This is a genomic window from Streptomyces sp. NPDC005761 (assembly GCF_040630635.1).
In the GTDB taxonomy this organism is placed as follows: Bacteria; Actinomycetota; Actinomycetes; order Streptomycetales; family Streptomycetaceae; genus Streptomyces.
In genome coordinates this window covers 148,263-170,953 of record NZ_JBEXXX010000002.1, presented here as the reverse complement: position 1 = coordinate 170,953, position 22,691 = coordinate 148,263, and the positions used below count along the sequence as shown (strand labels likewise).

19 protein-coding genes and 1 riboswitch are annotated in these 22,691 nt (G+C 69.0%); of the genes, 9 read left to right on the top strand and 10 right to left on the bottom strand.

Annotated elements, in window-relative coordinates:
- Positions 1-23: 23 nt before the first annotated feature.
- The 5 genes from ABZ434_RS02900 to hisC form a co-directional block, all read right to left on the bottom strand.
- Positions 24-1,793 carry a GAF domain-containing protein gene (locus ABZ434_RS02900; RefSeq protein ID WP_359131635.1) on the bottom strand — a complete coding sequence of 590 codons (1,770 nt, stop codon included), beginning with the start codon at positions 1,791-1,793 and terminating at the stop codon, positions 24-26.
- 62 nt (positions 1,794-1,855) lie between these two features.
- Entirely contained in the window at positions 1,856-5,404 is a 3,549-nt protein-coding gene (cydD, locus tag ABZ434_RS02895) for a thiol reductant ABC exporter subunit CydD (RefSeq protein WP_359131634.1), read from the bottom strand.
- Between the two features lie 46 nt (positions 5,405-5,450).
- On the bottom strand, positions 5,451-6,452 hold the full coding sequence (gene cydB / locus ABZ434_RS02890; RefSeq protein WP_359131631.1) for a cytochrome d ubiquinol oxidase subunit II: 1,002 nt from the start codon (positions 6,450-6,452) through the stop codon (positions 5,451-5,453).
- A 19-nt stretch (positions 6,453-6,471) separates the two neighbouring features.
- Positions 6,472-7,980: a cytochrome ubiquinol oxidase subunit I gene (locus ABZ434_RS02885; protein ID WP_359131630.1), complete on the bottom strand. Its 1,509-nt coding sequence runs from the start codon at positions 7,978-7,980 to the stop codon at positions 6,472-6,474.
- 290 nt (positions 7,981-8,270) lie between these two features.
- Positions 8,271-9,350, bottom strand: coding sequence for a histidinol-phosphate transaminase (hisC, locus tag ABZ434_RS02880; protein ID WP_359131629.1), 1,080 nt, complete (start codon positions 9,348-9,350; stop codon positions 8,271-8,273).
- Between the two features lie 370 nt (positions 9,351-9,720).
- On the opposite strand from hisC, the gene ABZ434_RS02875 reads away from it, so the two are divergent.
- From ABZ434_RS02875 to ABZ434_RS02865, 3 genes are all read left to right on the top strand, one after another.
- Positions 9,721-10,833, top strand: a complete 1,113-nt coding sequence (locus tag ABZ434_RS02875) for a LacI family DNA-binding transcriptional regulator (protein WP_219567042.1) — start codon at positions 9,721-9,723, stop codon at positions 10,831-10,833.
- Between the two features lie 173 nt (positions 10,834-11,006).
- The gene (locus tag ABZ434_RS02870; protein ID WP_359131628.1) at positions 11,007-12,065 is read left to right on the top strand and encodes a metallophosphoesterase; all 1,059 of its coding nucleotides are present in this window, start codon (positions 11,007-11,009) and stop codon (positions 12,063-12,065) included.
- A gap of 181 nt (positions 12,066-12,246) precedes the next feature.
- Positions 12,247-13,071 carry a hypothetical protein gene (locus tag ABZ434_RS02865; protein ID WP_359131627.1) on the top strand — a complete coding sequence of 275 codons (825 nt, stop codon included), beginning with the start codon at positions 12,247-12,249 and terminating at the stop codon, positions 13,069-13,071.
- 50 nt (positions 13,072-13,121) lie between these two features.
- On the opposite strand, the gene thiC is transcribed toward ABZ434_RS02865, so the two are convergent.
- Positions 13,122-14,897, bottom strand: coding sequence for a phosphomethylpyrimidine synthase ThiC (gene thiC / locus ABZ434_RS02860; RefSeq protein WP_359131626.1), 1,776 nt, complete (start codon positions 14,895-14,897; stop codon positions 13,122-13,124).
- Positions 14,890-15,023, bottom strand: a riboswitch (TPP riboswitch). (Overlaps the previous gene by 8 nt.)
- Positions 15,024-15,094: 71 nt before the next feature.
- On the opposite strand from thiC, the gene ABZ434_RS02855 reads away from it, so the two are divergent.
- Positions 15,095-16,435, top strand: coding sequence for a YibE/F family protein (locus ABZ434_RS02855; protein WP_359131624.1), 1,341 nt, complete (start codon positions 15,095-15,097; stop codon positions 16,433-16,435).
- An 80-nt stretch (positions 16,436-16,515) separates the two neighbouring features.
- On the opposite strand, the gene ABZ434_RS02850 is transcribed toward ABZ434_RS02855, so the two are convergent.
- The 4 genes from ABZ434_RS02850 to ABZ434_RS02835 all read right to left on the bottom strand — a co-directional run bounded on the left by ABZ434_RS02850 (position 16,516) and on the right by ABZ434_RS02835 (position 18,786).
- Positions 16,516-16,953 carry an SsgA family sporulation/cell division regulator gene (locus tag ABZ434_RS02850; RefSeq protein ID WP_114245561.1) on the bottom strand — a complete coding sequence of 146 codons (438 nt, stop codon included), beginning with the start codon at positions 16,951-16,953 and terminating at the stop codon, positions 16,516-16,518.
- A 101-nt stretch (positions 16,954-17,054) separates the two neighbouring features.
- Positions 17,055-17,825, bottom strand: coding sequence for a helix-turn-helix domain-containing protein (locus ABZ434_RS02845; protein ID WP_359131623.1), 771 nt, complete (start codon positions 17,823-17,825; stop codon positions 17,055-17,057).
- 241 nt (positions 17,826-18,066) lie between these two features.
- Entirely contained in the window at positions 18,067-18,288 is a 222-nt protein-coding gene (locus tag ABZ434_RS02840; RefSeq protein ID WP_359131621.1) for a DUF5326 family protein, read from the bottom strand.
- Positions 18,289-18,468: 180 nt separating this feature from the next.
- On the bottom strand, positions 18,469-18,786 hold the full coding sequence (locus ABZ434_RS02835) for a cupin domain-containing protein (RefSeq protein ID WP_359131619.1): 318 nt from the start codon (positions 18,784-18,786) through the stop codon (positions 18,469-18,471).
- Between the two features lie 68 nt (positions 18,787-18,854).
- Between ABZ434_RS02835 and ABZ434_RS02830 the strand changes: the two genes are divergently transcribed.
- The 5 genes from ABZ434_RS02830 to ABZ434_RS02810 all read left to right on the top strand — a co-directional run bounded on the left by ABZ434_RS02830 (position 18,855) and on the right by ABZ434_RS02810 (position 22,690).
- Positions 18,855-19,232, top strand: a complete 378-nt coding sequence (locus ABZ434_RS02830) for a phage holin family protein (RefSeq protein WP_359131618.1) — start codon at positions 18,855-18,857, stop codon at positions 19,230-19,232.
- Between the two features lie 67 nt (positions 19,233-19,299).
- Positions 19,300-20,430, top strand: a complete 1,131-nt coding sequence (locus ABZ434_RS02825; RefSeq protein WP_359131616.1) for a cystathionine gamma-lyase — start codon at positions 19,300-19,302, stop codon at positions 20,428-20,430.
- Positions 20,431-20,635: 205 nt separating this feature from the next.
- Positions 20,636-21,532 (top strand): LysR family transcriptional regulator, encoded by an 897-nt coding sequence (locus tag ABZ434_RS02820; protein WP_359131615.1) that lies wholly within the window; start codon positions 20,636-20,638, stop codon positions 21,530-21,532.
- Positions 21,533-21,595: 63 nt separating this feature from the next.
- The gene (locus tag ABZ434_RS02815; protein WP_359131613.1) at positions 21,596-22,075 is read left to right on the top strand and encodes an NUDIX hydrolase; all 480 of its coding nucleotides are present in this window, start codon (positions 21,596-21,598) and stop codon (positions 22,073-22,075) included.
- Positions 22,076-22,162: 87 nt separating this feature from the next.
- The gene (locus ABZ434_RS02810) at positions 22,163-22,690 is read left to right on the top strand and encodes a DUF2269 domain-containing protein (protein ID WP_359131611.1); all 528 of its coding nucleotides are present in this window, start codon (positions 22,163-22,165) and stop codon (positions 22,688-22,690) included.
- The last annotated feature ends 1 nt before the right edge of the window (position 22,691 follow it).

Below are 22,691 nucleotides of genomic sequence, written 5' to 3'. Positions count from 1 at the left end.
CGCTCCCCGACCGGGCCCTGCGGTCAGAGCGGCGCCTGCCACACCACCGTCGTACCGGCGCCGTCCTCCCCGATTCCGGGCCCGAACCAACTGGCCCCGCCGAGTGATTCCGCCCGGCGGGCCAGGTTCCGCAGCCCGCTGCGCCGGCCGCCCTCCGGGATACCCACCCCGTCGTCGGCGACCGTGAGCCGCACCGCGTCCCGCCCGTCGGGCAGTGTGACGGTCGTGTCGACGACCACATCGATCCGATCCGCGTCGGCGTGCCGGAAGGCATTGGACAGCGCCTCCCGGAGCGCCGCGATCAGGTTCTTCCCGGTGAGCTCGCCGACCAGGGAGTCGACGGGGCCGAGGAAGCGGTGGGACGGTTTGAAGCCCAGCGGAACCGCCGCCATGTTGATCTCGCGCAGTACACGGGTGCGCAGTCCGGAGGGCGCCTCGGCCGGCTCCTGCTGCAGCGCGAAGATCGCGGTACGGATTTCCTGAATGGTCACGTCGAGTTCGTCGACCGCCCTGCCCACCCCGGTCTGCACCTCCGGCACGTCCGAACGGCGCTGTGCGCTCTCCAGCATCATCCCGGTGGCGAACAACCGCTGGATGACCAGGTCGTGCAGGTCGCGGGCGATGCGGTCACGGTCCTCGTAGACCGCGAGGCGCTCCCGGTCGCGCTGTGCCTCGGCCATCATGAGCGCCAGGGCCGCCTGCGAGGCGAACTGGGTGGCGAGGGTCCGCTCGGTCTCCGTGAACGGCCGGCCGCCTTTGGCACGCGGTGTGGCGAGCGCGCCGAGCACCCGGCCCCCGCTGTGCAGCGGGAGCATCATGCTCGGGCCGAAGCGGTCCGCGAGCCTGGTGATCATGCGGGAGTCGGTGGCCGAGTCGTCGATGAAGACCGCCTCACCGTGCAGCAGCCGTGTCACGACGGAACTGTGCGCCGGAATGATCACCCCGAGCGAGGCGGACGGGTCGTCCGCGGAGACGGCGACGATCTCCAGACCCCCGTCCTCTGCCGGCAACAGCACGATGCCTGCCGCGGAGCCGGCGAGATGGCGGGCCTGTTCGGCGACGACGGAGAGCGCGTCGTCGGCGTCCCCGCCGGAGAGCAGGGCGGTGGTGACCGCCACCGAACCGTCGATCCAGCGCTCGCGCTGCCTGGCCGCCTCGTACAGCCGCGCATTGCCGATGGCGATGCCGGCCTCGGTCGCCAGCACACGGACCATGTGCAGGTCGTAGTCGTTGAACTCGCCGCCGTCGGCCTTCTCCGCCAGGTAGAGATTGCCGAAGATCTCGCCCTGGACGCGGATCGGGACGCCGAGGAACGTGCGCATCGGGGGATGCCCAGCCGGGAAGCCCGCGAACCTCGGGTCGGACGTCAGGTCGGCCAGCCGCAGGGGCCGCGGGTCGTGGATGAGGGCGCCCAGCAGCCCTCTGTGCCCGTCCGGCCGGCGCCCGATCCTGCGCTCCACGTCCTCGGAGACTCCGTACGTGACGAAGTCGGAGAGCCCTTTGCCGTCCTCGTCCACCACGCCGATGGCCGCATAGCGGGCGTGCGCCAGCTCGGCAGCCGTCTCACAGATGCGGTCGAGCGTGGAGTGGAGTTCGAGCCCTGTGCCCACCGATCGCATCGCTTCCAGCAGCCGTGGAACGCGGGCGGTGAGTTCCGTGGACAGGCCGCGCAGGCTGCGGGTCGCCTCCGTCGCGGTATCGAGCGGGTCCGGCGGCTTCAGCGGTTGATCCGGGTGGGCCTGGGGCGTCGGCTCTTCCGCCTGCTCCGGATGGTTCGGGTCCTGCTCTGACATACCCAGAGCGTAGTTAGTACCTTTTGAGGGGGAAAGTCGAGCTCCGGGGACGGCACGGGCCCTCAGGCATGCGCACCCGTCCGTTCGTCGGCATCGGCCGTGGTCTCCCGTTCGCGCTTCAGCATCCGCCTCAGCGGCCCGTCCACCGCCGCGAGCACCTCGTACGGGCCGCGCTGTACGACGGCGCCCGCCTCCAGCACCACCACCTCATCGACGGCGTCCAGCCCTTCGAGACGGTGGGTGATCAGTACGGTGGTACGCCCGCGGGTTGCCGCCAGCAGGTCTGCGGTCAGCGCATCGGCCGTCGGCAGGTCGAGGTGCTCAGCCGGCTCGTCCAGGACCAGTACGGGGAAGTCCGCGAGCAGCGCCCGGGCAAGAGCGAGCCGCTGGCGCTGACCGCCGGAGAGCTGTGCGCCGTGCTCACCGACGAGCGTGTCCAGCCCCTCCGGCAGCGCCTGCACCCAGTCGATCAGCCGGGCCCGGCCGAGGGCGTCGCGCAGTTCCCCGTCCGTCGCACCGGTACGGGCCAGCCGCAGGTTCTCCCGGATGGAACTGTCGAAGATGTGGGCGTCCTGAGCGCAGAGGCCGACGAACCGCCGGACCGTGTCCCCGTCCAGCGCGGACGCGTCCACGCCGCCGATCCGGTACGTCCCCGTCCGTGCGTCCAGGAAGCGCAGCAGGACCTGGGCCAGGGTGGACTTCCCGGAACCGGACGGGCCCACGACCGCGATGCGCCGGCCCGCGTCCAAGGTGAGGTCGACGGAATCCAGCGCATCGTGCCCGGCTCCCGGGTAACGGGCGGACAGGCCCCGTACCTCCAGCGGAAAGGGCGACGCGGGGGCCTCGGCCGGGACGGCGGGCTCCTGCACCGGCACCGGCGCGTCCAGCACCTCGAACACCCGCTCCGCACTCCGCCCGGCCCGCTGCCGGTACTGCACGGCGAGCGGCAGACCGGCCACCGCTTCGAAGGCGGCCAGCGGGGTGAGGACGACCACGGCGAGTTCCACCCCGGCCAGCCGCCCGTCGGCCACCGCGGGGAGGGCGACGAGGGCGGCGGCGACCACGGTGAGACCGGTGATCAAGGCACCCAGACCACCTCCGAGCGCGGTGGCGGTCGCCGCTCGGGCTGCGATCCGGGTCAGCACTCCGTCAGCCTCCCGGGTCCGGGCCAGGCGTGCCGGCAGCGCGCCGGCGACGGTCAGCTCGGCGGTCCCACCGAGCAGGTCGGTGATTCGGGTGGCCAGCTCGGCCCGAGCGGGCGCCAGGCGGCGCTCCGCGTGCCGGGCGCAGGCTCCACTGACGAGCGGGACTCCGACCCCGGCCAGCAGCAGTCCGACGGCCAGCACGAGGCCCGCCTCGGGCAGCAGCCAAGCGGTGAATCCGGCGGCCCCCGCGCCTACGACGACCGCGGTCCCGGCGGGCAGCAGCCAGCGCAGCCAGTAGTCCTGAAGGGTGTCCACATCGGCGACCAGCCGGGAGAGCAGGTCCCCCCGCCGGGTACGGCGCAGCCCCGTGGGTGCGATGCGTTCCAGGCTCCGGTACACGCCGACGCGCAGCTCCGCGAGCAACCGGAGCACGGCGTCGTGCGAGACGAGGCGCTCGGCGTAGCGGAAGACCGCCCGCCCGATCCCGAACGCCCGGGTCGCCGTCACCGCGACCATCAGATAGAGCACCGGGGGCTGCTCGGAGGCGCGGGAGATCAACCAGCCGGAAACAGCCATGAGGCCGACGGCCGAGCCCAGTGCGAGGCTTCCCAGCAGCAGCGCCAGCAGCAGCCGGCCGCGCTGTGCGCCGGCGGCCTCCCTCACCCGGGCGAGCACACGCCCGGTCCACGCCGTCGTCTCCCTCGGCGCACCGGGTCCACTCGGCGGGCCGGTCGCCACGGCCGGTCTCCCGACATCCCCCCGCTCCGGCGCCACCTCGGCCGTCTGCGCGACCACCCGCTCCGCCTCCGCGGCCGGCACCTGCTCGGCCGCTCCGACCGGCGTCAGCGTCACCACCCGGTCCGCCACCGACAGCAGCGCCGGCCGGTGGACGACCAGCAGCACGGTCCGGCCCACCGCCAGCCTCCGTACCGCTTCGACGATGCCCGCTTCCGTCTCCCCGTCCAGGCTCGCTGTCGGCTCGTCGAGCAGCAGCACCGGCCGGTCGGCGAGGAACGCACGGGCGAGTGCGAGCCGCTGGCGCTGTCCGGCGGAGAGTCCCGCGCCGTCCTCTCCGAGGAGCGTGCGCGCACCGTCCGGAAGTCGGGCCACGAAATCGTACGCACCGGCGTCGCGCAGCGCGGCTGTCACCGCGTTGTCGTCCGCCCCCGGCCTGGCCAGCCGGACGTTCTCCGCGATCGTTCCCGCGAAGAGGTGCGGGCGCTGCGGCACCCAGGCGATCCGCTCACGCCAGCGCTCGGGGGAGAGGGTCGCCAGATCAGCCCCGCCGACTCGCACCCGGCCCTCGTCGGGCTCCACGAAGCCCAGCACCACGTTCAGCAGGGTGGACTTGCCGACACCGCTCGGGCCGACCAGCGCGACGGTCTCCCCCTCGTTCACCGCCAGCGTGGCCCGTGTGAGCGAGGGTTCGGCGCGACCGGCGTGCCGGACGGTCACCTCGTCCAGCTCCAGCCCCAGCGAGCCGGGGACGTCCTGTGTGCCGCCCGCGCGCGGCTCGGTCTCCAGGACGGCGAAGATCTCCTCGGCTGCCGAGAGCCCCTCGGCGGCCGAGTGGTACTGCGCACCCACCTGCCGGATCGGCAGGTAGGCCTCGGGCGCGAGGACCAGCACCACCAGACCGGTGTAGAGGTCGAGCTCGCCGTGCACGAGTCGCATGCCGATGGTGACGGCGACGAGCGCCACCGACAGCGTCGCCAGGAGCTCCAGGGCGAAGGACGACAGAAACGCGATCCGCAGGGTTTTGAGGGTGGCTTGCCGGTACTGCGAGGTGATGGTGCGAATGGACTCGGCCTGGGCCTTGGCCCGGCCGAAGACCTTCAGCGTCGGCAGGCCTGCGACCACGTCGAGGAAGTGTCCCGAGAGCCGGGAGAGCAGTCGCCACTGCCGGTCCATCCTCGACTGGGTGGCCCAGCCGATCAGGATCATGAAGAGCGGGATGAGGGGCAGCGTGACGACAATGATCGCGGCCGAGATCCAGTCCTCGGTGACGACCCTGGCCAGCACGGCGACCGGCACCACCACCGCGAGTCCGAGCTGCGGAAGGTAGCGCGCGAAGTAGTCGTCGAGCGCGTCGATACCCCTCGTGGCGAGAGCCACCAGTGAGCCGGTGCGCTGCCCGCTCAGCCAGTCAGGTCCCAGTTCTGCCGCCCTGGCGAGAAGGCGCCCGCGCAGTTCGGACTTGACGGCCGCACCGGCCCGGTAGGCGGCCAGTTCGGTGAGCCAGGAGACCAGGGCCCGGCCAAGTGCGACCGCGGCGAGCAGAAGGAGCGGAGTGCGCAGGTCCGCGCCGGTGAGCCCCTCCTCGAAGCCGCCCACCACCACCTCGGCCACGAGCATGGCCTGGGCGATGACCAGCGCCGCTCCGGCCACTCCCAGTACCACCACCGCTGCCAGGAACAGGCGGGTGGCACGGGCGTGGCGGAGCAGGCGCGGATCGATCGGTTTCACGTGAAACACCCCATGGGGCTCGACTCGGTCAAGGCACTCACTGCGTTCAGTGCGCGTCGGCGATGTGCTGCGTGCCGATCCGCTTACGGAACACCCAGTACGTCCAGCCCTGGTAGAGCAGGACGACAGGGGTGGCGATCCCCGCACACCAGGTCATGATCTTCAGCGTGTACGGACTGGACGAGGCGTTGGTGACCGTGAGGCTCCAGGCATCGTTCAGTGAGGACGGCATGACGTTCGGGAAGAGCGTCAGGAACAACATGGCAACCACGGCCGTGATGGTCACCCCGGAGAAGGCGAAGGACCAGCCCTCGCGCCCGGCCGCAATGGCTCCGATCGCCGCGACCAGGGCCACCACGGCTACGAGCATCGCGATCAGGCTCCAGCCGTCCCCGTTGTCGGCCTGGGTCCAGATCAGGAACCCGAGAGCGAGCACCGCGGTGACCGCTCCGAGCTTCAGCGCCAGCTTGCGCGCCCGGGCCCGGATCTCCCCGACCGTCTTGAGCCCGGCGAACACCGCTCCGTGGAAGGTGAAGAGGAAGAGCGTGACCAGTCCGCCGAGGATCGCGTACGGATTGAGCAGGTCCCAGACATTGCCCACGTACTCCATGTCCGCGTCGATCTTCACGCCACGGACGATGTTCCCGAAGGCGACGCCCCAGAGCAGAGCCGGGATCAGCGAGGTCCAGAAGATCGCGTGCTCCCAGTTGGTCTGCCACTTCTCCTCAGGTCGCTTGGCCCGGTACTCGAAGGCCACACCCCGCACGATCAGGCAGAGCAGGATGATGAGCAGTGGCAGGTAGAAGCCGGAGAACAGCGTGGCGTACCACTCGGGAAACGCGGCGAAGGTCGCTCCGCCGGCGCTGAGCAGCCACACCTCGTTGCCGTCCCAGACGGGTCCGATCGTGTTGATCAGGACCCGCCGTTCCTTCCGGTCCCGTGCCAGCAGCTTGGTCAGGACACCGATCCCGAAATCGAATCCCTCCAGGAAGAAGTAGCCGGTCCAGAGAACGGCGATGAGCACGAACCAGACGTCGTGGAGTTCCATCTCTCGGCTCCCTGTGTTCTCAGTAGGAGAAGGCCATGGGCCGGTCGGCGTCGTCGTGGTCGCCGCCGATCCTGGTGGGCGGGTTGAGGTCGGCGTCGGTGAGATCCGGCGGTCCGGCCTTGATGTACTTGACGAGCAGCTTGACCTCGATGACGGCGAGCACCGCGTAGAGCACCGTGAACACGATCATCGAGGTGAGCACCTCGCCCTGCGAGACGCCGGGGGAGACCGCGTCACGGGTCTGCAGGACGCCGTAGACGACCCAGGGCTGGCGGCCCATCTCGGTGAAGATCCAGCCCCAGGAGTTGGCGATCAGCGGGAAGAGCAGGGTCCACAGCGCGACGATCCAGTAGCACCTGGCGAGCTTCGGGCTGAGCGCCTTGTTCTTGAACAGGACCAGATGCGGTACCTCGTCCTCACCGGTGCGCATCCCCGGCGGCAGCATGAACTTCTTACGGGTCAGCCACAGGCCGAGGATCCCGAGTCCGAAGGACGCCATACCGAAGCCGATCATCCACCGGAAGCTCCAGAAGGCGACGGGAATGTTCGGTCGGTAGTCGCCGGGCCCGAACCGCTCCTGCTCGGCCTTGTTGATGTCGTTGATGCCGGGAACGTACGAGTTGAAGTCGTCGTCGGCGAGGAAGGACAGGACCCCGGGGACCGAGATCTCGACCGAGTTGTGCCCCTTGCTGACATCGCCGTACGCGAAGATCGAGAAGGGCGCGGAGTTCTGCCCGTCCCACAGCGCCTCGGCCGCCGCCATCTTCATCGGCTGCTGCTTGAACATCACCTTGCCGAGCTGGTCACCGCTGACGGCGGTGAGAAGACCCGAGATCACGATGGTGATCAGCCCCAGCCGCAGCGAGGTCCGCATCACCGGGATGTGCTTCTTGCGCGCCAGGTGGAAGGCAGCGATGCCGACCATGAACGCGCCGCCGACCAGGAAGGCCGCCGTGATGGTGTGGAAGAACTGGGCGAGTGCGGTGTTCTGCGTGAGCACATGCCAGAAGTCGGTGAGCTCGGCGCGCCCGCGTTCCTTGTTGATGCGGTAGCCGACCGGGTGCTGCATCCAGGAGTTGGCGGCCAGGATGAAGTACGCGGAGAGGATGGTGCCGATCGAGACCATCCAGATGCAGGCGAGATGGATCTTCTTGGGCAGCTTGTCCCAGCCGAAGATCCACAGGCCGATGAACGTGGACTCGAAGAAGAACGCGATCAGCGCCTCGAAGGCGAGCGGGGCGCCGAAGACGTCACCGACGAACCGCGAGTAGTCGGACCAGTTCATGCCGAACTGGAACTCCTGAACGATGCCGGTGACGACACCCATGGCGATGTTGATCAGGAAGAGCTTGCCCCAGAACTTGGTGGCCCTGAGGTACTTCTCCTTGTTGGTCCGCACCCAGGCGGTCTGCAGGCCCGCGGTGAGCGCGGCGAGAGAGATCGTCAGGGGAACGAAGAGGAAGTGGTAGACGGTGGTCGTTCCGAACTGCCATCGCGCCAGGGTCTCCGGCGCCAGAGCCAGCTCCACGTCGCCTTCTCCTTACGTCGCCGCCGTTTCATCGGCAGTTTGTCCATAAAATCCGACTGAACTCGGGAGGAATCCGGACGCGCTTGTGAACGCGTTCACATTCACAAGCTATTATGGCGCACAGGCTTTCGGAAGATACGACCGGGGCCCCCTCCCCGGACGTAGCGATCATTCCCCTCGAAGCAGACATCTCCCGGCCTGGCGTCCGCGACCTCCCGAGGCCACCTACGGAAACGGCCCCGCACCTCGCGTACGAGATACGGGGCCCGGCCGGACGAAGGGTGCCGGCGCTACAGCTCCTTGCGGTACGACTCCGTCACCTTCAGGAACAGGTCATTGGCCTCGTCCTCGCCGATGGAGACCCGCACACCCTCACCCGCGAACGGCCTGACCACCACGCCGGCCTTCTCGCAGACCGCGGCGAAGTCGGCGGTACGGTCCCCCAGCCGCAGCCAGACGAAGTTCGCCTGGGACTCGGGCACCGTCCAGCCCTGCCGCACCAGGGTCTCCGACACCCGCTGTCGCTCGCACACCAAGGAGCCCACCCGCCCCAGGAGTTCGTCCTCGGCCCGCAGCGAGGCCACCGCCGCGTCCTGGGCGAGCTGGCTGACGCCGAAGGGCACGGCCGTCTTGCGCAGTGCGGCTGCCACCGGCTCATGGGCCACCGCGAAGCCGACCCGCAGTCCGGCCAGTCCGTAGGCCTTGGAGAACGTCCGCAGCACAGCCACATTGGGCCGGTCCCGGTAGATCTCGATGCCGTCGGGAACCTCGGCGTCGCGGATGAACTCCTTGTACGCCTCGTCGAGCACCACGAGCACATCACCCGGCACCCGGTCCAGGAACCGCTCCAGCTCCGCCCGGCGCACCACGGTGCCTGTCGGGTTGTTCGGGTTGCAGACGAAGATCATCCGGGTCCGGTCGGTGATCGCGTCCGCCATCGCGTCCAGATCGTGCACCTCGCCGTCGGTCAGCGGCACCTTCACCGACGTCGCACCGCTGACCTGGGTGATGATCGGGTACGCCTCGAAGGAACGCCAGGCGTAGATGACCTCGTCACCCGGGCCCGAGGTGGCCTGCAGCAGCTGCTGGGCCACGCCGACCGAACCCGTGCCGGTGGCCAGATGGGAAAGCGGCACACCGAAGCGGTCGGACAGCTCGTTCATCAGAGCGGTGCAGGCCATGTCCGGGTACCGGTTGAAGTTCGCGGCCGCGGCCAGCGCGGACTCCATCACCCCCGGCAGCGGCGGATACGGATTCTCGTTGGAGGACAACTTGAACGCGACCGGTCCGCCCGCCGCGGCCGGCTTGCCCGGCACATAGGCGGGGACGCCATCCAGTTCGGGGCGCAGCTTGGGGCTCGTCTCGCTCACCGCAGGTCCTCCTCGACCGTCCGTACACATCAATACTGCTCACCTTATGAGGATTGAGCGCCGCTGCGAATGGCAGGCCGCGGATTCGCCGGGTGAGCCCCGGAATGAGGGGGAGCGCTCCCCACTGTGGCGCACGCCGGTGGCTCACTCCGTGGCGCGCGTCCCCCGAAGAGGTGAGTTGAGACCTCTTCGAGACATCCACCTTTCAGCAGGCCCATCCGGCCCGACGCATGACACATGACGGCTTGCCCCCGTAACACCCTTTATTAGCAAGGCGATTGATGGCCGATGACCATGCAGAAACGTGCCTGTCAACGTGCGCATATGCGACCAGGCCAAGTGCCCGCCCGAGCCCTACTATCGGCTCGCCATGACAGCAGCAGGGAAGCACCAGGTGAGCCGGACGGAGACCCCCCGGCGCGGCGGCCGACAGGGACGAGCAGGAATCCGGGACGTGGCCGCCGCCGCCGGGGTCTCCATCACGACCGTCTCCGACGCGCTCAACGGCAAGGGCAGGCTCCCGGACGCCACCCGCCGCCATGTCCGCGAGGTCGCCGAGCGGCTGGGCTACCGCCCCTCCGCCGCGGCCCGAACGCTCCGTACCGGCAAGTCGGGCCTCATCGGCCTGACCGTGACGACCTACGGGGACGAACCTTTCACCTTCACCGAATTCGCGTACTTCGCCGAGATGGCCAGAGCCGCGACCTCCGCCGCGCTGGCCCGCGGTTACGCCCTCGTCATCCTCCCCGCCACCTCACGCCACGACGTCTGGTCGAACGTCGCGCTCGACGGCACCGTCGTCATCGACCCCTCCGACCAGGATCCGGTCGTCACCGAACTCGTACGCCAAGGGCTGCCCGTCGTATCGGACGGACGGCCGGCCGGAACCCTTCCGGTCACCGCCTGGGTGGACAACGACCACCGGGCCGCCGTCCTCGACCTCCTCGACCACCTCGCGGCCGCCGGGGCCCGCCGCATCGGGCTGCTCACCGGCACCACCACGGACACGTACACGCGGCTCTCGACCACCGCTTACCTCCACTGGTGCGAGCGCGTCGGCCAGGATCCCGTGTACGAGTCCTACCCCGCCCACGACCCGTGCGCGGGTGCGGTGGCAGCCGACCGCCTGCTGGCCCGCCCGGACCGCCCGGACGCCGTCTACGGCCTCTTCGACCCCAACGGCACCGATCTGCTGGCGGCCGCCCGCCGGTACGGCCTGCGCGTCCCGGAGGACCTGCTGCTGGTCTGCTGCAGCGAGTCCACGGTGTACGCGACGACCGAGCCGCCCATCACGACGCTCTCGCTCAAACCTCGCCGCATCGGCACTGCCGTCGTCCAGCTGCTCATCGACGCCATCGAAGGCGTCGACCAGGACGGACCGGTGGAACAGGTCATACCGACGGAACTCATCGTCCGGACCTCCTCGCAACGCCGTCCGCCACGCACCACGGTCAGCGCGCCGCGCTCCCCCGCAGGGGACTGATCAGGCCAATTGGGACCAATCGACCGACGAACCTGGCGTGCGCGCGGATTCACCACCCCTGGTGCGTCACAGAGCACGATCCTCATTCCTATGATGGGCGCACGACACCGCGGACCACCCCGACCAGCAGGGCCCGTCAGGTGTACGGCGGCGCGACGGTGGTGGAGGGGTCGATGACACAGGGGGCCGGTCAGGAACCCGTGGTGCGGACGGCGACGTTGCGCGACTTCCGCGTACCGCCCTATGCGCAGTCCCCTGCGCCGCCCGCCCCACCCCATCCGGGCAACGGCTTCCCGGGGGGCGAGCCGCCGGAGGGGTACACCCCGACCGAGCGCGACCTCCCCGTGATCAGCCGCGAGGACACCGTCCAGGTGCGGCCCGTGCCCGAACCGCGGCCTGCACAGGAGTCGGGGCTGGGCCCGCTGTACGTCGTCGGTGACGTCCACGGCTATCTGGACGAGCTCATCGCGGCCCTCACCGAACAGAACCTCATCGACTCCGAGGGCAACTGGTCCGCGGGCAACGCGCGACTCTGGTTCCTCGGCGACTTCACCGACCGGGGACCCGACGGAATCGGCGTCATCGACCTCGTGATGCGGCTCTCCGCCGAGGCCGCGGCCGCCGGCGGCTACTGCAAGGCCCTGATGGGCAACCACGAACTGCTGCTCATCGGCGCCAAGCGGTTCGGCGACACCCCCGTCAACTCCGGCGCCGGGACCGCCACCTTCCAGGCCGCCTGGCTGCTCAACGGCGGCCAGAAGACGGACATGGAGCGGCTCCAGGACGTCCACCTCCAGTGGATGTCCCGGCTCGACGCCGTCGTCGAGGAGGACGAGCACCTCCTGATGCACTCGGACACGACGGCGTACCTCGACTACGGCTCCACCATCGAGGACGTCAACGACACGGTGCACGCCATTCTCACGCGGAACGACGCCGATGAATGCTGGGACCTCTTCCGCAAGCTGACCAAGCGGTTCGCCTTCCGCGACGAATCGGGTCCGCAGGCCGTACAGGAACTCATGGCGGCCTACGGCGGCCGACGCGTCGTCCATGGTCACAGCCCCATTCCCTACCTCCTCGGCGAGGTCGGCTCCGAGGACGGCGAGGACAGGTCGGGGCCGAGGGTGGACGGTCCGCACGTGTACGCGGACGGGCTCGCCATCGCCATGGACGGCGGAGTGACCATGGCCGGAAAGCTACTGGTCGTCCAGCTCCCGCTGCATGACTGACGTTCTGCGGGGAAGACGCATCCCGACCTGAACACGCGGACCACTGGGCCTATTTCCGGAAACCCCCTGTCACCCCGTGCCGTAGGCGCTCTACCATCGGCGTATCAGTAGCAGGCTCTCCTCCGTTTCCGCCCGACTGCCCGTTTCGAGCGGGCACACAGGCCCTACGGAGCATCGGGGGATGCACATGAACAGCGCTCCGCACCTGCTGACCGAGGACCGGCCCGAGTACGAGCGGATCCTCGACGACGCACTGCGTCACGCCCATGAACGACCGGATCTGGCCGCTGTCGGTGAACGGCTCAATCCGGTGCAGCTGCGCACCATGGCGATGGCGGCCACCGCGCTGATCACCGCTGCGGCCGCCACCGAGTACGAGCACTACGTGAAGGCACGCGAAGAGATCCGCGCCGCGGCCGCCGGCCAGGAGGGCGAGGGCGACCCGGACGCCGGAACGGACGGTGCCCGGCAGTCGGGTGCCGGCATAGGAGTCGTCATCACCGTTCTGGCGCCGGTGCTGGCAGGCACCGCCGCGGTGATCTTCCTGCTCATCGGCTACATCCTGAAGGCACTCGACCCGCCCCCCTCGTTCGCGCGCACCATGGTCGGCGCGGGTTGGTTCTTCGCGGCGGCGATGGCAGCCGCCATCCTCGTCGCCGCCGTCGGCCTTCTCGTCACGGCTCTGCGCAACGGCTCGACATCGGTGGCGGCCGAGGAGCAGGGCGAGGAGTTGCCGGAGGATGTTGCCCGTGCCAGAGAGGCCTGGCGGCACGCCCTGCTGGAACGCGGCATCCTGCCGTTCCTGCGGGACGCCCTCGCCGACCCCGGGGCCGCCCCGGCCGCGCGCACCCCGCACCGCTCGGCCAACCGCATCCCGAAGATCGGCTACAGCAGGCCTGACTTCTCCAGCCCGGACGACGGGCCGGCTGCCGCGCCCCGACCGTCGTTCACGAGTCCGGACTTCACCAGCCCCGACTTCGGCGGCCCGGAGCACGAGCTGGACTGACCGGGTCAGGGGTCCGGGAGGCCCGTCGCCAGGCCTCCCGGCTCCTGGAGCTACTCCGCGATGGGCAGATAGACCCGGTTGCCCGCAGCCGCGAACTCCTTGGACTTCTCCGCCATCCCCTCCTCGATCTCCGACTGCGAACCTCCGTGCTCACGCCGGATGTCCTGGGAGATCTTCATCGAGCAGAACTTCGGGCCGCACATCGAGCAGAAGTGCGCCGTCTTCGCCGGCTCGGCCGGCAGCGTCTCGTCGTGGAAGTCCCGTGCCGTGTCCGGGTCGAGCGCCAGGTTGAACTGGTCCTCCCAGCGGAATTCGAACCGTGCGTCCGACAGCGCGTCGTCCCAGACCTGCGCACCCGGGTGCCCCTTGGCGAGGTCCGCCGCGTGCGCCGCGATCTTGTAGGTGATGACCCCGGTCTTCACGTCGTCCCGGTTGGGCAGACCGAGGTGCTCCTTGGGCGTCACGTAGCAGAGCATCGCCGTCCCCCACCAAGCGATCATCGCGGCTCCGATGCCCGAGGTGATGTGGTCGTACGCGGGCGCCACATCGGTCGTCAGCGGGCCGAGCGTGTAGAACGGGGCCTCCTCGCAGATCTCCTGCTGGAGGTCGATGTTCTCCTTGATCTTGTGCATCGGGACGTGGCCCGGCCCCTCGATCATGGTCTGGACCCCGAACCTCTTGGCGACCGTGTTCAGTTCACCGAGCGTCCGCAGCTCCGCGAACTGGGCCTCGTCGTTGGCATCCGCGATCGAGCCGGGCCGCAGGCCGTCGCCGAGGGAGTACGTCACGTCGTACGAGGCGAGAATCTCGCAGAGCTCCTCGAAGTTCTCGTAGAGGAACGACTCCTTGTGGTGCGCGAGACACCAAGCGGCCATGATCGAGCCGCCCCGGGACACGATGCCGGTCTTGCGGCGGGCCGTCAGCGGTACGTACGGCAGGCGCACGCCGGCGTGCACCGTCATGTAGTCGACGCCCTGCTCGGCCTGCTCGATGACGGTGTCCCTGTAGATCTCCCAGGTCAGTTCCTCCGCCCTGCCGTCGACCTTCTCCAGTGCCTGGTAGAGCGGCACCGTGCCGATCGGCACGGGGGAGTTGCGAAGAACCCACTCACGGGTGGTGTGGATGTTGCGGCCGGTGGAAAGGTCCATGACCGTGTCGGCGCCCCACTTGGTCGCCCAGGTCATCTTGTCCACCTCCTCCTCGATGGAGGACGAGACCGCGGAGTTGCCGATGTTGGCGTTCACCTTCACCAGGAACCGCTTGCCGATGATCATCGGCTCGATCTCCGGGTGGTTCACGTTGACCGGCAGCACCGCACGGCCGGCCGCGATCTCCTCGCGGACGACCTCGGGCTCGACGTTCTCCCTGATCGCGACGTACTCCATCTCCGGGGTGACCTCGCCCCGCCGGGCGTACGCGAGCTGGGTGACGGGACGGCCGTCCCGGCTGCGCCGCGGCTGGCGGGGACGGCCGGGGAAGACGGCGTCCAGGTTGCGCAGCCCTCCGCGCGGAGAGGTGTGCTTGAGCCCGTCGTCCTCGGGGCGTCCGGGGCGCCCCGTGTACTCCTCGGTGTCGCCGCGGGCGATGATCCAGTTCTCCCGCAGAGGTGCCAGCCCCCGGCGGACGTCGGTCTCGGCAGAAGGATCGGTGTACGGCCCCGACGTGTCGTACAGCGTCACGTCCTTGCCGTTGGTGAGGTGCACCTGACGTACCGGCACACGGAGGTCCGGGCGGGAGCCCTGGACGTATCCCTTGTGCCAGCCGATGGACTTCCCGGCCTCGTCGCTCTGGTTGGAGGCAGGCGTGCGTGCATCCGATGTGGTCATGAGACCTACTCCCTACGCCGGCATTACCCGGTAACAGGTTCGGCGGTCGGCGCAGCGTGTCCCGTACGGACGTACGGAGATCAGCGCCCTCTCAGCCCGGTGCTCCGAGCTCCCGCGTGTGCAAAGGTGCCACCACGCTAGCGCCACTCCTGGCGAGCTGGCCAGAGGGCCCCTTCTCTTCTTGCGATGATCGGCCGGTGACGTCCCCTCATAGCGGGCCCGAACCACAGGGCCATCAGCACACGCACTCCCACAGCCACGGCCCGGCCGCGCCCGTCTCCAGCCATCTGCGCAAAGTGATCGCTGCGGTCCTGATCCCGTTCGCAGCAGCGGTCGTCGTCGGGCTCGTGGTCCTCTGGCCCGGTGGTGCGCCCGCGCACGAGCGCACAGGTGTCGGCTTCGACCGGCAGACCCAGCAGGGCAAGGTGGTGAACATCGACAAGATCGACTGCAAGGACGTGAACGCCTCCCAGTTGCCCGTCAGCGGCGAGACCCCGCCGCCCACCGGCGAGCGGGCCGAGAGGGACGACGGGGCCGCCCTCTGCGAGAAGGCCGCCGTCGAGATCACCAGCGGGCAGGACAAGGGCCGCACATTCATCGAGGTCGTCCAGCCTGACGCGCCCCGGCAACTGCGAGAGGGTCAGGGTGTGGTCGTCGCGTACGCCCCCGACGCGCCCCATGACCTCCAGTACTCGGTGACCGATGTGAACCGGAAGTTCCCGTTGCTTCTGCTGGCCGGGATCTTCGCGCTGGTGGTGGTCGCCGTGGGCAGGATGCGCGGGGTCATGGCGCTGGTGGCGCTCGCCCTGTCGTTCGCCGTACTGACCCTCTTCATCCTTCCGGCCATCCTGCAGGGCTCGAACCCGCTGGTTGTGGCCGTCGTCGGAGCCGGCGCCATCATGCTCATCGCGCTCTACATCTGCCACGGACTGACGGCCCGCACCTCTGTCGCCGTCATCGGCACCCTGATCTCACTGCTGCTGATCGGGCTGCTCGGCTCGCTCTTCATCGGATGGGCGAGCCTGAGCGGGAACACCGACGACAACACCGGCCTCATCCACGGCCTGTATCCGCACATCGACATGAGCGGGCTGCTCCTGGCCGGCGTCATCATCGGTTCCCTCGGGGTGCTCGACGATGTGACGGTCACCCAGACCTCCGCGGTCTGGGAACTGCACCAGGCGGACCCGACGATGAGTGCGAAGGATCTCTACCGGGCAGGGATCAGGATCGGGCGCGACCACATCGCCTCGGTGGTCAACACCCTGGTGCTCGCCTATGCGGGCGCCGCGCTTCCGTTGTTGCTGCTGTTCTCGATCGCCCAGAGCAGCATGGGGACGGTGGCCAACAGCGAACTGGTGGCGGAGGAGATCGTGCGCACACTGATCGGCTCGATCGGGCTGGTCGCCTCGGTGCCGGTGACCACCGCGCTCGCGGCGCTGGTCGTCTCCGCCGACCGCTCCAGGCTCACCGCGAATTCCGGAATTCCCGCACCCGTGCGCAGTGGCAGGGGGCGCCGTCGTCGGGTGAAGTCCTGAGCGCCCGGACACGGAGAGCGATTCACCCGTTCGGCAGGTGTGCTGTTCGACCGGCATGCAGGCCACGGACACGGGCTTCGTCAGCCGGCGTTCTGCTCCTCGGCCAGAATTCGCCCCAGAGCCTCTTCCAGATTGCCTTCGAAGTCACCCAGCGTGCACTCCTGCCCCAGCGGCACGAGCTTGTCCGTCCGGTCGAGGAAGGCCACGAGGGGTGCCGTACCGGCCCGGAAGAGTGCACGGTCGGCCCCCACCTGGAGCCGGATGTGGACGTCGGACAGCCCTTCGGGCTCGGTCGGCCCGATGTGTACATCGCCGTCACCACTGGGGCTGTTGAGGCCGTCGAGCAGCAGCTCGCGGCCGAAAGCCCAGGTGACGGGGGCGTCGCCGGGCAGATGGAAGGTCATCCGGATCGCGTACGGATCGCACACTTCGTACCGGAGCTCCACCGGGATACGGAAAGAGAGCTCCTCGGAGACGAGGAAGCTCATCATGACCTCAGCTTGAACCGACTCGCGCATCGTTCAACCCCGCAGTAGATGAATCTGGCCAGGAATGATCCCCCATGGCCCTATTGACGCCATCGTGGTGCACGCGATAGCAGATCACAAGGAGTGATTTTTCAGATACTGATAGAGAACACGAACGAACGCAAGAGGCTGGCCACTTCGCCACGTAGTCGTTCGACTGCGGGGAGCAACCGTTCTTCTTGGTCCAAGGGGACCGAAATGGCCATCGCGGCCGCCGTGAAGCCGGCCGTGATCGGGATGGCCGCGCAGACCGTTCCGAGCGCGTACTCCTGTCGCTCGATGACAGGTTCCATCCGCTCGATGGACCGCAGCCGCTCAAGAAGGGCCGGACGATCGCGCACGGAGTAGCGCGTCAGCGGGCGCACCGGGTGCCGGTCCAGGTGGTCCTCGCGGGCCTGCTCGTCGAGCTGGCTCAGCAGACACTGGCCGATCGCATGGGCGTGCCCCGTCTCGCCGAAGGCGGCCCATTCCTCCACCGCGGGCGCGGCCGGGGTGTCCGCGACCGCGACGAGTTCGATCTCACCGTCGCGGTAGACGGCGCAGTACACCGGGGCGCCGATGATGTCCCGCCACCGCCCCAGGGACTGGGTCATTCTGCTGCGGCGGTTCTGCAGCGCTCCGTCGTCCACCAGCCGCTCCGCGGCGGTGCCGAAGAGGAAGACGCCGTTCTCCCTGCGCAGATATCCCTCGTGGGTCAGCGTGCGCAGCAGGTGGTAGGCGGTGGGAAGGGGAAGGCCCGCTTCCCGTGCGAGCTGTTTGGCCGGTGCCCCGTCGCGATGGGTGCCCACAGCCTCCAGCAGCCTCAGCGCCCGCTGCACCGATCCGATCAGCGTCGGAACAGCGGTACTCGATGCCGTGGTCAACGGTCACCCCCAGGCATGGTGACGAGCGGTCAGCCCGCCTGTGGGGGCCGCCCCCACAAATCTGCCGCAGGCCTGGGGTCCAGAGGGCCGGATGCCGTACAAACCACTGGTCAGGGTGGCGACTGACGGTGTATTCCCAGGTGGCGGCAGCGGACTGCCACTGTATCGGGAGCATCCGGACCGGGTGCCGTTTCGCCTTCCGCTTAGCTCAGCTGGGCTAATCGCCCGGCCGGTCGTGCGGTTACCAGTCGCCTCGTGAGGAGGAAGAGGACGACATGAACTTCCGCACGACGAAGACGAGGCCGCCGATCAGGATCACGAAGACCAGGACCTTGAACAGCAGACCGATCACGAAACCTACGATGCTGGCGATCAGGCCGCCGAACACGACGATCGCGATGACGGGCACCGCGATCCACTTCACCCACCAGGGCATTCCCGCGAATATCTCCCGCACGGCCATCGTCCTTACCTCGTCTCTGTGAGTTCCTGCTTCGATGCTAGAGGGGGCGGGGCGGGCTGCGGGGGCTCCGATCCCTTGAACTCCCCTGATCGAACCCCTAGGGATCCCCGAGACGCGGCGCGCCCCCGGCTGGGGGGCGCGCCCCTCGGCGAGACCGCTCGGCCCTCGACGGGGGGCGGGTCAGCCCTCGGGCGGCGAGAAGACCACCATCACGCGCAGATCCTCCGTGATGTGGTGGAACTTGTGGGCGGTGCCGGCAGGTACGTACACGACACTCCCCCTGCCCACCTGCGTCGTTTCCATGCCGACGGTGATCGACGCGCGTCCGCTGACGACGAAGTAGACCTCGTCCTGATGGTGCGGCTGCTGCGGGTCGAGCTCACCGGCGTCCAGGGCGTACAGACCGACAGACATGTTCCGTTCGCGGACGAACTGGAGGTAGGCGCCATCGTTGGCGGCCCGTTCCGCCTCCAGTTCGTCCAGTCTGAATGCCTTCATGGCCCGTCCGCCCCTCGTCTCTGTCCAGCCGGTGTCCGCCACCGATCATGTCTGCCACGATCAGACACATGAAGAATTTCGTAGTCAAGACGATCGCCAACGCGGGTGCGCTGGCCGTAGCCATCTGGCTGCTCCACGACATCACGCTGACCGGCGGCAGCACCGGCCGCAAGATACTGACCCTGATCCTGGTCGCGCTGATCTTCGGTCTGGTCAACTTCATGGTCAAGCCGGTGGTGAAGCTGCTCACGCTGCCGCTCTTCATCCTCACGCTGGGGCTGATCACCCTGGTGGTGAACGCCCTGATGCTGCTGCTGACCTCGTGGCTGGCCGATGTGCTGGATCTGAGCTTCCATGTCGACGGCTTCTGGACCGCCGTCCTCGGCGGTCTGATCATTTCGATCGTCTCCTGGGCGCTGAACGTCGTCCTGCCCGACGAGGACTGACTCGCGGGCACCTGAAACAGTTACGGCAGGACCGGTGGCAGACCGGGGAGAGAATCGAGGACACGCAATGAGCACCATGGGCGACGGAACCCGGGCCGTACGCGCGGGTCTGCCCGAACCGCAGCAGTACGAGCCCACTCTCCCCGGCCCGGTCTTCGCCGCGCACTTCCATCTGTCCGGCGAGCCGACCGGGCCGTACACCTACGGCCGTGACACCAACCCGACCTGGACCCACCTGGAGCGGGCCATCGGCGAGCTCGAAGCTCCGGGCGAGGATGTGGAGACCACGGTCTTCGCCTCGGGCATGGCGGCGGTCTCGGCAGTCCTGCTGTCCCAGGTACGCACGGGCGACGTGGTCGTGCTGCCCGACGACGGCTATCAGGCTCTTCCGCTGGTGCGCGCACAGCTGGAGGCCTACGGCGTCGAGGTACGCACCGCCCCGACCGGGGGCGACGCCCAGCTGGCTCTCCTCGAGGGGGCGCGGCTGCTGTGGCTCGAGACCCCCTCCAACCCTGGGCTCGACGTCTGTGACGTGCGCCGGCTCGTCGAGGCGGCGCACGCGGGCGGCACGCTGGTGGCCGTCGACAACACCCTCGCCACCGCGCTCGGCCAGCGCCCCCTGGAGCTCGGCGCGGACTTCTCGGTGGCCAGCGACACCAAGGGTATGACCGGACACGGAGACATCCTGCTCGGCCATGTGACCTGCCGGGATCCCGAGCTGGCGGCGGGCGTACGGCTCTGGCGAAAGGTCGTGGGCGCGATCCCTGGGCCCATGGAGGCCTGGCTCGCTCACCGTTCCCTGGCCACGCTGGAGCTGCGGATCGAACGGCAGTGCGCGAACGCCCTCGTACTGGCGGAGACCCTGGCCAAGCACTCCGAGGTGAGCGGACTGCGCTACCCCGGTCTGTCCACCGATCCCTCGTATCCGAAGGCCGTACAGCAGATGCGGCGCTTCGGCTCCGTTGTGTCGTTCGTGCTGGCGGACCGCGGGACCGCCGAGCGGTTCCTGTCGGCACTGCATCTCGCCGAGGACGCCACGAGCTTCGGTGGCGTGCGTTCCACCGCCGAACGCCGGGCCCGCTGGGGCGGCGACGCCGTGCCGGAAGGCTTCATCCGCTTCTCCGTCGGAGCCGAGAACGCAGCGGATCTGGTCGCCGACGTGGAGCGCGCGATGGCCGAGGCCGTCACCGGGAGCTGAGTGTCCGCCGCTGCGGCACGGACGGTCCGAGCCTCCCCCCTCGTGGCTCGGACCGTCCCGGTTCTCCGCCTTCTCCGCGCGAATAACCGCCTCGACAAGGCTAGTTGACTCTGCGTCAGTGTCCAATCACAGTAGCGGCAGCGACCTATCGACATATTTATAGTTGTCGGGGTCGGACGGGTCGCACGGGTGAGAGGGAGCGGACATGGACCTGGCCCTGCTGCGCACTTTCGTCACCGTGCACCGCGCGGGCTCGTTCACCCGCGCCGCCGCCCTCCTCGGCCTCTCCCAGCCCGCCGTGACCTCACAGATCCGCACCCTGGAGCGGCAGCTGGGCCGCCCGCTCTTCCTGCGCCGGGCCCGCGGCGTGACACCCACCACCATCGGCGACGAACTCGCCCATCGGGCGGCTCCCCATCTGGACGCACTGGTCGAGATCGCCGAGACCGAGCTCGACGAGGAGTCGGGCGTACGGACGCTCCATCTGGCGGGACCACCGGAGTTCACCTCGCTGCGAGCCCTGCCCGCGCTCACCCCGCTCATCGCTCAGGGACTCGCCCTGCGCAGCTCGTTCTCCGCCGACACGGACGAGACGCTCGACGGGCTGGCCGCCGGGCACCATGACCTGGCCATCGTGACGGCCCGGCCGCGCGGCGGCCTGCTCACGGCCGCACCGCTCTGCGACGAGGAGCACGTCCTGGTCGCAGCACCCCGGTGGGCCGGACGTCTGGGACCGGGAACGCTACGGCGCAACGGCCCGGTGGTCCTGGAACAGCTGCCCGTGGTGGAGGTGCACGAGAGCCTGCCGCTCGTCTCCCGCTACTGGGCGGCGGTCTTCGACAGCCGGCCCGCGACCGCCGGGGCCGTCATCACGCCCGATCTGCGGGCGGTCCTGGAATGCACGGCGGCGGGTGCCGGGCTCGCCGTGCTGCCCCGGTATCTGTGCGAGGGCGCGCTGGAGAGGGGCGAGCTGGTGGCGCTCCTCGATCCCCCGGTTCCGCCTCTGCGTACGTACTTCCTGGCCGCGCGGACCGGCACGCTCGCACTGCCGCATCTCGCACGGGCACACGAGGTTCTGCTGCGGGCCGCAGCCGACTGGTGACCGCAGGACGGGCGGGAAGCCGCCGGGTGTTTCAGAACCGGTTCTGCGGGCCACTCTCTTGCCATGACCGAACGTCCTGTGGTCAAGCGCACCGCACGCGCCGTCCTGCTCGACGGCAACGACCTGATCCTCATCAAGCGCACCAAGCCGGGGGTGGATCCGTACTGGCTCACGCCCGGCGGCGGGGTCGAGCCCGAGGACGCGACCGTCGTCGATGCCCTGCACCGTGAGTTGGACGAGGAGCTCGGCGCCAAGATCATTGATGTGGTGCCCTGCTTCGTCGACACCGTGGAACATATCGAGGGCGGCGGCGTGAAGGGCGTCAAGGTCCAGCACTTCTTCGTCTGCCGTCTCGAATCCATGGACCTGTCCCTACGCCATGGCCCCGAGATCGACGACCCCTGCGGGGAGTACGACGTCGTACGGGTGCCGTTCAGCCGGGTCGGAATCGCTGCCGTGCACCTCGTACCGCTGTCACTGAGGCACTATCTGGACGGCAACATCGAGGGTGTCCGGGCGATGCACGCGCCCGACCTCGGATGACCCGCCTCGCCGTACGCCGAGACCAGTACGCGGGGATACTCCCCTCGGCAGATGACCGGCCACGCGGTCCGCTGCACTGTGTTTCACGTGAAACCACTCAAGCGCCCCATCCGCAGAACTCTCCTCGTCGCCCATGTGTCGGTATCCGTCGGCTGGCTCGGCCTGACCGTCGGCCTGCTGACGCTCGGCATCACCGCCTTCGCCACCGGCGATCCGATCACCGCTCAGGCCGCCACCCGAGCCATGAAGATCTTCGGTGACTGGCTTGTCGTTCCGGTCGCCCTGGCTGCCCTGCTCAGCGGCCTGGTCCTCTCCCTCGGCACTCCATGGGGGCTGGCCAGGCACCGCTGGGTCTGGACGAAGTTCTGGCTGACTCTGATCACGACAGGGCTGTCGGTCTTCTCGTTGCGCCCCGGCATCAACGAAGCCGCGGAGCGCGGCACCGCCGACATCAATCTCGTCATCGCTCCTTCGGTGGCCACTGCGACCTATCTCTTCATCACGGCGATCTCGGTACTGAAGCCCTGGGGGCCGACCCGGCGCGGTCGGCGCCTGCGGGTCTCGACCAGATCCGTTAAAGCGGTGGACGAGCGATCACTGCGTCGGACAGCCTGAC